Origin of the sequence: Nonomuraea helvata, assembly GCF_039535785.1 — a bacterium.
Taxonomy (GTDB): Bacteria; Actinomycetota; Actinomycetes; order Streptosporangiales; family Streptosporangiaceae; genus Nonomuraea; species Nonomuraea helvata.
This window is the reverse complement of record NZ_BAAAXV010000005.1, coordinates 300,539-313,604: the sequence shown is the minus strand read 5'-3', so window position 1 is coordinate 313,604 and position 13,066 is coordinate 300,539. Positions and strand designations below refer to the sequence as shown.

The 13,066-nt window shown below is 67.7% G+C and carries 12 protein-coding genes and 1 riboswitch; of the genes, 10 read left to right on the top strand and 2 right to left on the bottom strand.

The genetic code is table 11. The features are described 5' to 3' along the window. Positions 1-21 precede the first annotated feature (21 nt). Positions 22-99, bottom strand: a complete 78-nt coding sequence (locus ABD830_RS54280; RefSeq protein ID WP_376776135.1) for a 50S ribosomal protein bL37 — start codon at positions 97-99, stop codon at positions 22-24. A 133-nt stretch (positions 100-232) separates the two neighbouring features. Between ABD830_RS54280 and ABD830_RS20770 the strand changes: the two genes are divergently transcribed. The 4 genes from ABD830_RS20770 (at position 233) to ABD830_RS20755 (ending at position 3,802) form a co-directional block, all read left to right on the top strand. Further along, positions 233-1,012, top strand: a complete 780-nt coding sequence (locus tag ABD830_RS20770; RefSeq protein WP_344989647.1) for a DeoR/GlpR family DNA-binding transcription regulator — start codon at positions 233-235, stop codon at positions 1,010-1,012. After that, positions 1,009-2,088 carry a galactose-1-phosphate uridylyltransferase gene (galT, locus tag ABD830_RS20765; RefSeq protein WP_344989644.1) on the top strand — a complete coding sequence of 360 codons (1,080 nt, stop codon included), beginning with the start codon at positions 1,009-1,011 and terminating at the stop codon, positions 2,086-2,088. The genes ABD830_RS20770 and galT overlap by 4 nt, the downstream gene beginning before the upstream one ends. Positions 2,089-2,152: 64 nt before the next feature. Then, positions 2,153-2,293: riboswitch (cyclic di-AMP (ydaO/yuaA leader) on the top strand. A 33-nt stretch (positions 2,294-2,326) separates the two neighbouring features. Beyond that, on the top strand, positions 2,327-3,265 hold the full coding sequence (locus ABD830_RS20760) for a coiled-coil domain-containing protein (protein WP_344989641.1): 939 nt from the start codon (positions 2,327-2,329) through the stop codon (positions 3,263-3,265). Positions 3,266-3,301: 36 nt separating this feature from the next. Further along, positions 3,302-3,802, top strand: a complete 501-nt coding sequence (locus tag ABD830_RS20755; RefSeq protein ID WP_344989638.1) for a DinB family protein — start codon at positions 3,302-3,304, stop codon at positions 3,800-3,802. Between the two features lie 45 nt (positions 3,803-3,847). On the opposite strand, the gene ABD830_RS20750 is transcribed toward ABD830_RS20755, so the two are convergent. Then, a complete protein-coding gene (locus ABD830_RS20750) occupies positions 3,848-4,324 on the bottom strand; it encodes an ATP-binding protein (protein ID WP_344989635.1) in 477 nt (158 codons plus the stop codon). Between the two features lie 233 nt (positions 4,325-4,557). Between ABD830_RS20750 and ABD830_RS20745 the strand changes: the two genes are divergently transcribed. The 6 genes from ABD830_RS20745 to ABD830_RS20720 all read left to right on the top strand — a co-directional run bounded on the left by ABD830_RS20745 (position 4,558) and on the right by ABD830_RS20720 (position 12,825). Further along, entirely contained in the window at positions 4,558-5,424 is an 867-nt protein-coding gene (locus tag ABD830_RS20745) for a helix-turn-helix domain-containing protein (protein WP_344989632.1), read from the top strand. 199 nt (positions 5,425-5,623) lie between these two features. After that, positions 5,624-7,003, top strand: a complete 1,380-nt coding sequence (gene tig / locus ABD830_RS20740; protein ID WP_344989629.1) for a trigger factor — start codon at positions 5,624-5,626, stop codon at positions 7,001-7,003. Between the two features lie 442 nt (positions 7,004-7,445). Further along, positions 7,446-8,078, top strand: a complete 633-nt coding sequence (locus tag ABD830_RS20735; RefSeq protein WP_344989627.1) for a ClpP family protease — start codon at positions 7,446-7,448, stop codon at positions 8,076-8,078. Positions 8,079-8,090: 12 nt separating this feature from the next. Next, complete coding sequence (locus ABD830_RS20730; protein WP_344989624.1) at positions 8,091-8,714, top strand: ATP-dependent Clp protease proteolytic subunit; 624 nt, start codon at positions 8,091-8,093, stop codon at positions 8,712-8,714. 183 nt (positions 8,715-8,897) lie between these two features. Continuing rightward, positions 8,898-10,181 (top strand): ATP-dependent Clp protease ATP-binding subunit ClpX, encoded by a 1,284-nt coding sequence (clpX, locus tag ABD830_RS20725; protein ID WP_138691280.1) that lies wholly within the window; start codon positions 8,898-8,900, stop codon positions 10,179-10,181. A gap of 70 nt (positions 10,182-10,251) precedes the next feature. Then, on the top strand, positions 10,252-12,825 hold the full coding sequence (locus tag ABD830_RS20720; protein WP_378520919.1) for a valine--tRNA ligase: 2,574 nt from the start codon (positions 10,252-10,254) through the stop codon (positions 12,823-12,825). Positions 12,826-13,066: the final 241 nt, after the last annotated feature.

Here is a 13,066-nt window from a genome sequence, read left to right as displayed (position 1 = left end):
GCCGGAAAGGCGGCCACCCGGTCAACGCGCCGTGGGGCGCTTGCCGTGGTTGGCCTTCTTCTTCTTGCGTGCCTTGCCCTTGCGTGAGCGCCTGGCCATAGCTCGCCTCCGACGATCGGCTGGAACCCAGAGCGTCTCCCGCCGCGATGACCTGCGCAAGCGCGGCACGCGAACTCACATTCCCCAACAATTCCGTGTCATAATTTGGTGGAATCTGTTGGAAGGAACGGGCGTGCTCGCACAACAGCGTCAGCAGACGATCCTCGAACGCGTGCGCAGCAACGGCGGCGTCCGGGTGGCGGACCTCGTCCGCGAGCTCGGCGTCTCCGACATGACGATCCGCCGCGACCTCGAGGTGCTGGCCGAGCGCGGGCTGCTGGAGAAGGTGCACGGCGGTGCCACGGCACTCGGCCCCGGCTCGACCGAGGAGCCGGGCTTCACCGCCAAGTCGGCCCGCCAGCAGCAGGAGAAGGAGGCCATCGCGCGGCGCGCGGCCGGCCTCGTCCGGCCGGGCACGGCCGTCGCGCTCTCGGCAGGGACCACCACGTGGGCGCTGGCCCGCCACCTGATCGGCGTCCCCGAGCTGACGGTGATCACCAACTCGATCCCCGTCGCCGAGGTCTTCCACCGCAACCCGCGATCGGACCGTACGGTCGTGCTGACCGGCGGCGTGCGGACGCCGTCCGACGCCCTGGTGGGCCCGGTGGCCGTGGCGGCGATCCGCCGCCTGCACGTGGACACGCTCTTCCTCGGCGTGCACGGGATGAGCGCACGGGCCGGGTTCACCACCCCGAACCTGCTGGAGTCGGAGACCGACAGGGAGTTGGTCGCGGCCGCCGGCAGGCTGGTCGTCCCCGCCGACCACACCAAGTGGAACACGGTCGGCATCAGCACGATCGCGGAGCTGAGCGAGGCCGACGTGGTCATCAGCGACGCGGGGCTGCCCGAGGACGCACGCACGGAGCTGGCCGAACGGGCCGGAGAACTGATCATCGCGGAGGGCTCGCCTTGAAACGCACCATCACCCACCTGGCCGACGGCCGAGAGCTGATCTACTTCGACCGGCGTGACGACGCCGACAGGAGCGCGCTCGACCGGAGGACGCTCGACCCCCGGCCGGTGGCCTCCGAGCTGCGTTACGACCCGCTGACCGAGGAGTGGATCGCGATGGCGGGGCACCGTCAGACGCGTACGTTCCAGCCGACGGGGTCGGCGAGCGAGTGCCCGCTCTGCCCGTCGTCGGACACGCGGTCGTCGGAGATCCCGGCGTACGACTACGACGTGGTGGTGTTCGAGAACCGATTCCCCTCCTTCTCCGGAAATTTCGGGACCTATCAGGATGTGGGCGGGTTGAGCGAGGTTCGTCCTGGAGCGGGGAGGTGCGAGGTGGTCTGTTTCACCTCTGAACACTCGTCCTCCTTCTCCAGGCTCTCCGACGACCAGGTCGAGCTGGTCATGGAGGCATGGGCCGACCGTACGGCCGAGCTGTCCGGGATCGAGGGCGTGGAGCAGGTCTTCTGCTTCGAGAACCGGGGCGAGGAGATCGGCATCACGCTCGCCCACCCGCACGGCCAGATCTACGCCTATCCGTACGTCACGCCCAGGACCAGGCTCCAGCTCGACGCCGCCAGGCGCTACACGAAGGGCAACCTGTTCGCCGACGTGCTGGCCGCCGAGCGGGCCGAGGGGACGCGGGTGGTGGCCGCCAACGAGCTGTGGACGGCGTTCGTGCCCGCCGCCGCGCGCTGGCCGTACGAGGTGCACATCTACCCGCACCGGCAGGTGCCCGACCTGGCCGCGCTGTCGGAGGAGGAGCGCAAGGCGTTCGCACCGCTCTACACCTCGGTGCTGCGGGCCTTCGACGGCCTGTTCGGCGTCGTGATGCCGTACATCTCGGCCTGGCACCAGGCGCCCGTACGGCGGGACCGCGATCTGGCGTACCTGCACCTGGAGCTGTTCAGCATCAGGCGGGCGCCGGGGAAGCTCAAGTTCCTGGCCGGGTCGGAGTCGGCCATGGGGGCTTTCGTGAACGACGTGCTGCCAGAGGAGGCCGCGCGTATGCTTCGATCACAAGTAGATCACTATTAGATTTCTAGTTAGGGTCGCATTGCTCGTGATCTACCACTAACATCCCTTTTGCACCGGTTGTCACGACCGTTGCACGCCTAATCCCGGGCGTGTCGCCCGGGAGCCGGGGACCCACCTAGTTCTGGGGTGAGTCCGACCATGTGTCGGTAGGGCACCTCCGCGCCCGAACCCGTCAGCTAACCCGGCCGGCAGAGGGAGAGGAACATTCCACGTGGCGGCTGTGTCTCCGCTGTCCCCCGTGACTCTTGCCATCGGTCTCATCACCGCCGCCGCTGTCGCCTTCCTTCCGGCGACCGCGGCGTCGGCGGCCCCCAAGCCGTCGGAGGCCCAGCTCCGCGCCCAGCTCAAGCAGCTCAACAGCAAGGTCGACAAGCTCATCGAGACGTACAACCTCAAGCGCGTCGAGCTGGCCAAGGCGCAGCAGGCCGCCAAGGCCGCCAAGGAGCGCCTGGCCGTCGCGGAGCAGACGCTGGCCACGGCCGAGCAGCGGGTCGCCGACATCGCCAGCATGCGCTACCAGAGCCACGATCCCTCGGTGCCCGCCGTCCTGCTCTCCGCCGACAGCGGCGGCGTGGCCCTGCTGGAGCAGCTCACAGCCGAGCAGCAGGCCGTCGTCCAGGGGGTGGCCAAGGCCCGCGACGACAAGAAGAGCGCCTCAGACCAGGCCGCCGCGCTCGCCACCCAGATCAGCGCGGACGCGAAGCAGGTGTCCGCGCAGCGCGAGGAGGCCCAGGACGTCATCGACGACATCCAGAAGAAGCTCCAGGACCTGGTGCCGTTCGGTCCGGGCCGCAGCGCGAACGGCAGCTGGGCGCCGGAGCTGCCCACGGGCTCGGACAACATCACGGCCCGTACGCGGCTGATGAAGGCGGAGGTGGGGAAGGCCTTCAAGCTGCCGTTCGAGGTGGGCTGCTTCCGCGCGGGCTCAAGCGGCGAGCACCCGCTGGGACGGGCCTGCGACTTCATGATGAGCACCGGCGGCACGACGCCCTCGGCCGCCAACAACGCCCTGGGCGACCGCATCGCGGCGTGGGCGCTCGAGAACAAGGACAAGCTCGGCGTCAAGTACGTGATCTGGAAGCAGCGCATCAACATGGGCTCGGGCTGGCGGGCCATGGCGGACCGCGGCAGCATCACCGAGAACCACTACGACCACGTACACATCTCCATGAACTGAACGCGGTCCGGCCGCCTCCAGATAAGGTCAACCCCCATGAACGACCCTCGGACACCCCCACCGCTCACCGGCGACGAGCGGACCGTGCTGAACAACTGGCTCGAATGGCACCGTGCCACCCTGGCCTTCAAGTGCGCCGGTCTGTCGGACGAGCAACTGCGCGTGCGCGCCGCCCCGCCCTCGACGCTGTCCCTGCTCGGGCTGGTGAGACACCTGGCGCACGTCGAGCGCGTCTGGTTCCGCCGCGTGCTGAACGGCGAGGACATCCCCAGGCTCTGGGACAAGGACCGCGACAACGACGCCGACTTCAACGACGTGGACACCGCCTCGGTCAAGGAGGCCTTCGCGACCTGGGAGGAGGAGATCGAGCTCGCCCGCGCCATCTCGGCCGCCAAGCCGCTGGACGCCGTCGCCGACCGCAACGGCCGGGACTGCTCGCACCGCTACATCCTCGTGCACGTGATCGAGGAGTACGCCAGGCACAACGGCCATGCCGACCTGCTGCGCGAGCTCATTGACGGGGCGACCGGAGACTGACGGCCCTGACGGCGGGGCCATCCCGGTTCCGCCGTGACAACTGAATCAGGGTTCGGTGCGGAACAGGGCCCAGACGGCCTTGCCGCCGCGGGCGAGGGGGTCCCAGCCCCAGCACTGGCTGTACGTCTCGACGATGTAGAGGCCGCGCCCGTTCTCCGAGATGAAGTCCGGCTCCTTGGGGCGCGGCACCTCGTCACTCGGGTCTGCCACGGCCAGCAGCACGTGCGGCTGTACGCGCATCAGCAGGAGCTCGATCTCGCGCCGGCCCGCCGCGTACATCGCGTAGCGGACCGCGTTCGTCACCAGTTCCGACACCACCAGCGCGGCGTCGTCGCTGAGCTCGTTCAGCCCCCAGCTCCGCAGGGTCGAGCGGGTCACGTCCCTGGCCGTCTTCACGGAATCGGCCTGGAAGGGCAGCGGGCACGCGGTGGTGTCCGGCTTCCCGCCCATGAGCAGGCAGTCGAAGCCCACCTCTCGGGTGATCTGCAAAGCATCGGCAGTGGCCAGAGGATCCTCCACCATGCCGCCGATACCTCCCCGTTCAGCCCGAGTTAGTGCATGTTTGGCCCAATATGCACTAAGCCATCATGGGTCACGATCGCGGCAGCTGCAAGACCCAAATGCACGTGCAGTTGCATTGTGCAGCAGCAGGCGGCGTTTTGGGGCATTAGTCTCCTAATCGGACACGAGGTTGAGACCTTGTCATACCCGGCAATGTGGTGTCACTGTGTGTGCGGACCTTGATAGGAGGCAAAGTGACGCAGAACCAGCCGGGTTCCGGACCGACGGCGCTGCGCATCCTCCTGGGCTCCCAGCTGCGCAAGCTCAGGGAAGCAAAGAACGTCACTCGTGAGGAGGCCGGCCACCTCATCCGGGGCTCGGAATCCAAGATCAGCCGCATGGAGCTGGGCCGAGTGGGGTTCAAAGAACGCGACGTGGCGGACCTGCTGACCCTGTACGGGGTCGTGGACAAGCAGGCCCGTGCCGCCGTACTCGACCTGGTCGCCACCGCCAACGAGCCGGGTTGGTGGCACCGGTTCAACGATGTCCTGCCCACGTGGTTCCAGGCGTACGTCGGCCTTGAAGAGGCCGCCGCCCGGATCAGGACCTACGAAGTCCAGTTCGTGCCGGGACTCTTGCAGACCAAGGAGTACGCAAGGGCCGTCGTGACCGCCGGATCGGCGGGCATCGGGGCCGAGGAGATCTCCAGGAGGGTGGATCTCCGGCTGGAGCGCCAGCGGATGTTCGAGAGGCCGGACGGCCCCGTCTTCTGGGCGGTCATCGACGAGGCCGCGCTACGGCGCCCCATAGGCGGCGTCGAGGTGATGCGGGCCCAGATCGAACACCTCGTCGAGCTGATGCGCCAGCCCAAGATCACGATCCAGATCATGCCGTTCAGCTTCGGCGGGCACAGCGCGGAGGGCGGGGCGTTCAGCATCCTGCGCTTTCCCGACCCCGACCTGCCCGACGTCGTCTATGTCGAGCAACTCGCCAGCGCGCTGTACCTCGACAAGCGGGAGGACGTGGACCGGTACACCGAGGTGATGGAGCGGCTCTGCGCCGTGAGCACCACCCCGGACGAGACGGTCGGGCTGCTGCGGACCATCGCGGACGAGTTCTGACGACGCGCTGCGCATGATCGTGGACGACTTGTGGCGGTGAGGGCGTCGTTGTTGGGTATGCATCTGCCCTAGACTGGCCTTCGGCGTTGGATCCCGCCGTGGCGGAGCATGCCCAACGCCGCACATGTGGGCGCGGCGCGTGAGCCGTACCGATGGACGCGCCCGCGATCACTCGTAGCTTGATCAAGGAGACCATTCCGTGAAGACCGCTGTCGAGGAGCTAAGCCCGACCCGGGTCAAGCTCACTGTCGAGGTGCCGTTCGACGAGCTGCGCCCCAGCATGGATGCGGCGTACAAGAAGGTCGCGCAGCAGGTGCGCGTCCCCGGGTTCCGGCCTGGCAAGGTTCCGGCCCGCATCATCGAGCAGCGCTTCGGCCGGGCGGTGGTGCTGGAGGAGACCCTCAACGACGCGGTGCCCAAGCTGTACGGCCAGGCCGTCGACGAGCTCGACGTGTTCCCGGTCGCCCAGCCCGACATCGAGGTCACGAAGATCGACGACGGTGAGCAGATCGAGTTCACCGCCGAGGTCGACATCCGGCCCAACTTCGAGGTGCCCGACTACCAGGGCCTCGAGGTCACGGTCGACTCCGCCGAGGTCTCCGACGAGGACGTCGACAAGCAGCTCGACTCGCTGCGCCAGCGCTTCGCGACGCTGACCGGCGTCGAGCGCGCGGCCGCCAACGGCGACTTCGTCGTCATGGACCTCCGCGCCGAGATCGACGGCACCAACATCGAGGAGCAGCAGGCCAGCGAGGTCTCGTACGAGGTCGGCGCCGGCTCCGTGCTCCAGGGCCTCGATGCCGCGCTCGAGGGCATGTCCGCGGGCGAGGAGAAGAGCTTCAAGACCGAGCTCGTCGGCGGCGAGAACGCCGGCGAGGAAGCCGACGTGATCATCACCGTCAAGTCGGTCAAGGAGAAGGTCCTGCCCGAGCTGGACGACGAGTTCGCCCAGCTCGCCAGCGAGTTCGACACGCTCGACGAGCTCAAGGCCAGCATCCGCGAGCAGGCCCGCCGCAACAAGCTGATCGACCAGGTCGTCCAGTCCCGCGAGAAGGCCCTCGACACGCTGCTCGAGCAGATCGAGATCCCGCTGCCGGAGAGCGCGCTCAAGGCCGAGGTCGATGCCCGCAAGCACAACCTCGACCACCAGATCGCCGAGAGCGGCCTCAGCCGCGACGCCTTCTTCCGCCTCTACCAGACGACGGAGGAGGAGCGCTTCGACGAGTTCGACAAGAACTCCGCGCGTGCGCTCAAGGTCGGCTTCGTGCTCGACAAGATCGTCAAGGCCGAGGAGCTGGGCGTCTCCGAGCAGGAGCTGACCAACTTCGTGGTGCGCCGCGCCATGGAGATGGGCGTGCAGCCCAACGAGCTGGCCAAGCACCTGGCCGACAACGACCAGCTGACGCTGGCCATGGTGGAGATCGTCCGCGACAAGGCCAAGGCCGTCCTGGGCGACGCCGCCAAGGTCGTGGACAGCGACGGCAACGAGGTGGACCTCAAGGCCATCTACACCGAGCTCAACGGTGAGGAGGTCGTGGAGGAGGAAGCCGCGGCCGACGAGGACAAGCAGGAGGCGTAGCCCCCTCCGCCGACGGTGCGGGCCCTTGGTCCGCGCCGTGGTGGACTGTGGTCCTGAGCCCCCGAACCAGCCGGTTCGGGGGCTCCGCCTTTTCTCAGGGCGGGCGCGGGACCACCGGCGCCCTGCGGCCAGGGGCGCGGCTACGCGCTCGTCCGCCTCCTGACGGGGGATCGGAGGGCCGGCAGGCCGTACGGCGGCTTCAGAGGGCTCGTGGGGGACCTGGAGCGGTTGCGGGCCCGGCAAGCCGCTGTCACCTGGACTCCGCGGTCACCCGGACTTCAGGGGACGGAACGGGTGAGGTCGGGCGGAGGATGGCAGGCAGAGCCTTGTCCGAACCTGCGCCGTCAGCGAACAGTACGGGGGACCGGGCATGAGCTATGCGCGGCGCGCGTTAAGGTCACAAGCAAAGCCAATCGATTACGACGCATCGGAAGGTGACGCTGTGACCAGCCCGCCGACCTTCTATCAGCCTGAGTCTCGAGGCCGTGAGAACGGCTCCGCCTTCCGGCTTGAAGACCAGCTTTACCAGCGCCTGCTCCGGGAACGCATCATCGTGCTGGGGCAGGAGGTCAACGACGAGATCGCCAACCGCATCTGCGCCGAGTTGCTGCTGCTCGCGGCCGACGACCCCGACCGCGACATCACGCTTTACATCAACTCGCCGGGCGGCTCGGTGAGTGCCGGCATGGCCATCTACGACATGATGGAGTATGTGCCGAACGACGTGTCCACGGTCGTGATGGGCATGGCCGCCTCGATGGGGCAGTTCCTGCTCACCGCGGGTGCCAGGGGCAAGCGTTACGCCCTGCCGCACGCCAGGGTCATGATGCACCAGCCGTCGGGCGGCATCGGCGGTACCGCCGCCGACATCGCCATCCAGGCCGAACAGATGCTCTACGTGAAGAAGACGCTCGCCGAGCGGATCGCTTTCCACACCGGCCAGCCGCTGGACCAGATCGAGGCCGATTCCGACCGCGACCGCTGGTTCACGGCCGAGGAAGCCAAGGACTACGGCTTCATCGACCACGTGGTGCGTAGTGCGCGGCAGGTGCCCTCCGCGGGCCCGGTCTCCTAAGGGGGAGTAGAAGTGAACATCCAGAGCCGCTACGTTCTCCCCTCCTTCGTTGAACGCACGTCATACGGCGCGAAGGAGATGAACCCGTACAACAAGCTCTTCGAGGACCGCATCATCTTCCTCGGAGTGCAGATCGACGACGCGTCGGCCAACGACGTGATGGCCCAGCTGCTGACGCTGGAATCGCTCGATCCCGACCGTGACATCAGCATGTACATCAACTCGCCGGGCGGTTCCTTCACCGCCATGACGGCGATCTACGACACGATGCAGTTCGTCCGGCCGGAGATCCAGACGGTCTGCCTGGGCCAGGCGGCCTCGGCCGCGGCCGTGCTGCTGGCCGGCGGCACGCCGGGCAAGCGGTTCGCGCTGCCCAACGCCCGGGTGCTGATCCACCAGCCGTCCACCGAGGGCGGTGGCCAGGGCAGCGACATCGAGATCCAGGCCCGCGAGATCCTTCGCATGCGCAATCTCCTCGAGGAGATCGTGGCGAGGCACTCGGGCAAGACCCCCGCCCAAGTCCGCAAGGACATCGAACGCGACAAAATTCTCAACGCGGACGAGGCAAAGGCGTATGGTCTGATCGATGACATCATCCCGTCCAGGAAGAAGCGAGCTCAGGCCGTAGCTTCCTGACGAGACGTGACGCACCGGGGCGCTGCCCAATAGGGCACGTTCCGGTGCGACTCGCCGCTAGGGGGCTCACTGAGGGCCCAGAAGACGGTAACGTCGAAACCTGAGCGGTTCGGCCTAGTCCGGAGGATGTCCGGAGACACTGCTCGCGGCAGCAGGGCGGTCCCACGCAAAGGAGTATCTGGGGTGGCACGCATCGGCGACGGGGGAGACCTGCTGAAGTGCTCTTTCTGCGGAAAGAGTCAGAAGCAAGTCAAGAAGCTCATTGCCGGTCCAGGCGTCTACATCTGCGATGAGTGCATTGATCTCTGCAACGAGATCATTGAGGAGGAGCTCTCCGAGTCCTCCGAGCTCAAGTGGGACAACCTGCCCAAGCCGAGGGAGATCTACGAGTTCCTCGACGCCTACGTCATCGGTCAGGACAAGGCGAAGAAGGCCCTCTCGGTGGCGGTCTACAACCACTACAAGCGGGTGCAGTCCGGTGACCGGGGCAGAGACGACGGTCTGGAGCTGGCCAAGAGCAACATCCTGCTCCTCGGCCCGACGGGCTCGGGCAAGACGCTGCTGGCACAGACCCTGGCGAAGATGCTCAACGTGCCCTTCGCCATCGCCGACGCCACCGCGCTGACCGAGGCGGGCTACGTCGGCGAGGACGTGGAGAACATCCTCCTCAAGCTCATCCAGGCCGCCGACTACGACGTCAAGAAGGCCGAGACCGGCATCATCTACATCGACGAGGTCGACAAGATCGCCCGCAAGAGCGAAAACCCGTCGATCACGCGCGACGTCTCGGGCGAGGGCGTGCAGCAGGCGCTGCTGAAGATACTGGAGGGCACCACGGCCAGCGTGCCGCCGCAGGGCGGCCGCAAGCACCCGCACCAGGAGTTCATCCAGATCGACACGACCAACGTGCTGTTCATCTGCGGCGGCGCGTTCGCGGGTCTGGAAAAGATCATCGAGTCGCGCATCGGTAAGAAGGGCATCGGCTTCAACGCCATCATCCGGTCGAAGGAAGAGGTCGACACGGCCGACATCTTCGCCGACGTGATGCCGGAGGACCTGCTGAAGTTCGGCATGATCCCCGAGTTCGTCGGGCGTCTGCCGGTCATCACCTCGGTGCACAACCTCGACCGCGAGGCACTCATCCAGATCCTCACCGAGCCGCGCAACGCGCTGGTCAAGCAGTACCGCAAGCTGCTCGAGCTCGACGGGGTCGAGCTGGAGTTCACCGACGGCGCCCTCGAGGCCATCGCCGACCAGGCGATCCTGCGCGGCACCGGCGCCCGTGGACTGCGCGCCATCCTGGAGGAGGTGCTGCAGTCCGTCATGTACGAGGTGCCGTCGCGCCAGGACGTCGCCCGGGTGGTCATCACGCGCGAGTCCGTGCTCGAGCACGCGATCCCGACGCTCGTACCCCGCGACCAGCTCGCCGCCAAGCAGCAGCGCACGCCGCGGGAAAAGTCCGCCTGATCTTCAACCCATCGGCAAGCGCCCCGCGGAGACGATCCCTGGGGCGTTTTGCTTTCCCACCTCCTTAGAATTGGTCACCGTGACAACGCCAGAGCTGCCCACCCAGTACACCCCGGCCGACGTCGAGACCCGGAGCTATGAGCGCTGGGTATCCGAGGGCTATTTCACCGCCGACCCGGGCAGCCCGCGCGTGCCGTACAGCATCGTCCTGCCTCCGCCCAACGTGACGGGTGTCCTGCACATCGGCCACGCGCTCGACCACTCCATCCAGGACGCGCTGACGCGGCGCGCCCGCATGCAGGGGCGCGAGACCCTCTGGGTGCCCGGCATGGACCACGCCGGCATCGCCACCCAGAACGTCGTCGAGCGCGAGCTGGCCAAGCAGGGCAAGTCGCGGCACGACCTCGGGCGTGAGGCGTTCGTCGAGCGGGTCTGGGAGTGGAAGGAGGAGTCCGGCGGCCGGATCCTCGGCCAGATGCGCAAGCTCGGCGACGGCGTCGACTGGTCGCGTGAGCGGTTCACGATGGACCCCGGGCTCTCGCGGGCCGTGCAGACCATCTTCAAGAAGCTGTTCGACGACGGGCTGATCTACCGCGCCGAGCGGATCATCAACTGGTGCCCGCGCTGCCTGACTGCGCTCTCCGACATCGAGGTCGAGCACAGCGAGGACGAGGGCGAGCTGGTCTCGATCCGCTACTCCGACGAGATCGTGGTCGCCACCACGCGCGCCGAGACCATGCTCGGTGACACGGCCGTGGCCGTCCACCCTTCGGACGAGCGGTACGCGCACCTGGTCGGCACGATGGTGGAGCTGCCGCTGACCGGCCGCATGATCCCCGTGGTCGCCGACGAGCACGTCGACCCGGCCTTCGGCACCGGCGCGGTCAAGGTGACCCCCGCCCACGACCCCAACGACTTCGAGATCGGGCGGCGCCACTCGCTGCCGTCACTGACCGTCATGGACGAGCGTGGCGTCATCACCGCGCACGGCCCGTTCCAGGGGCTCGACCGCTTCGAGGCCAGGCCCGCCGTCGTGGCCGCACTGCGCGCCGAGGGGCGGATCGTCGCGGAGAAGCGCCCCTACCTCCACTCGGTCGGCCACTGCTCGCGCTGCAAGACCGTCGTCGAGCCCAGGCTCTCGCTGCAGTGGTTCGTGAACGTCGGGCCGCTGGCCAAGGCCGCGGGCGACGCCGTCCGCGACGGCCGCACCCGCATCCACCCACCCGAGCTGGCCAAGCGCTACTTCGACTGGGTCGACGACATGCACGACTGGTGCATCTCCCGCCAGCTCTGGTGGGGGCACCGCATCCCGGTCTGGTACGGGCCGGACGGTGAGGTCGTGTGCGTGGGCCCCGACGAGGATCCGCCCGCCGGCTACACGCAGGACCAGGACGTGCTCGACACCTGGTTCTCCTCGGCGCTGTGGCCGTTCTCGACGCTCGGCTGGCCGGACGCGACGCCGGAGCTTCAGCGCTTCTACCCGACCTCCGTGCTGGTCACCGGCTACGACATCCTGTTCTTCTGGGTGGCCAGGATGATGATGTTCGGGCTGTACGCGATGGACGGCGAGCCGCCGTTCCGCACCGTCGCGCTGCACGGCATGGTCCGCGACCAGTACGGCAAGAAGATGTCCAAGTCGTTCGGCAACGTGGTCGACCCGCTCGACTGGATCGAACGCTTCGGCGCCGACGCCACCCGCTTCACCCTGCTCCGCGGTGCCAACCCCGGTGCCGACGTCGCGGTGAGCGAGGAGTGGGCGGCCGGCTCCCGCAACTTCTGCAACAAGATCTGGAACGCCACGCGGTTCGCTCTGATGAACGGCGCGGCCGTGGGATCGCTGGAAGGAGCCGAGCTCACCGCGGCCGACCGCTGGATCCTGTCGCGGCTGCAGGCCGTGGTGGGGGCCGCGGACGCGGCCTTCGAGGAGTTCGAGTTCGCCAAGGCGTCCGACCTGCTCTACCACTTCGCGTGGGACGAGGTCTGCGACTGGTACCTGGAGCTGGCCAAGATCCAGCTCGCCGAAGGGCTCGAGCACACCCGGCTGGTGCTCGGCCATGTGCTCGACGCGCTGCTGCGGCTGCTGCATCCGCTGGTGCCGTTCGTGTCCGAGGAGCTGTGGCGGGCCCTGACGGGCGGCGAGTCGATCGTCGTGGCGCCGTGGCCGGCCGTGGAGGCCCGCTACACGGACGCCTCGGCCGAGGCGGAGATCGAGGCGCTGCAGGAGCTGGTGACGGAGGTCCGCAGGTTCCGCTCGGATCAGGGGCTCAAGCCCGGCCAGAAGGTGGCCGCCCGGCTCGGGCTGGCCGGCACTCCGCTGGCCGGCCAGGAGACCGCGATCCGATCGCTGCTGCGCCTTACCGAGCCGGCGGAGTCGTTCAGCGCGACGGCCAGCTTCTCGGTGGGCGGGGTGACCGTGGAGATCGACACCGCGGGCGCCATCGACGTCCAGGCCGAGCGCAAGCGGCTGGAGAAGGACCTGGCGGCCGCGCGCAAGGAGGCCGCTCAGGTGGCCGCCAAGCTGAACAACGAGCAGTTCATGGCCAAGGCGCCGGAAGCGGTGGTGGCCAAGGTCAGGGAGCGGGCTGAGCAGGCTTCCGCGGACATCGCGCGCCTCGAGGCACAGCTTGCCGGGCTCGGTGTTTGAACCATACGTACGCGGGGAAGGTCCATTCGTTACCTAAGATGGACCTCCGACGCCGTCGGGGCTGCTATCGTTTTCAACGTAGGGCGGCAAGCCCGACAACCCCCTCTGATGATCCCCGACTTTCGGGCCGTCCAGCCTCGCGGTTGGACAAACCGCGAAAGTTGGAGTAAGTTAGCAGGGTTGCCTCGGAGAGAGGCGAGTCCGGAAGCTCCCGGATCGGGCGGTTTGACAAGGATCGTCC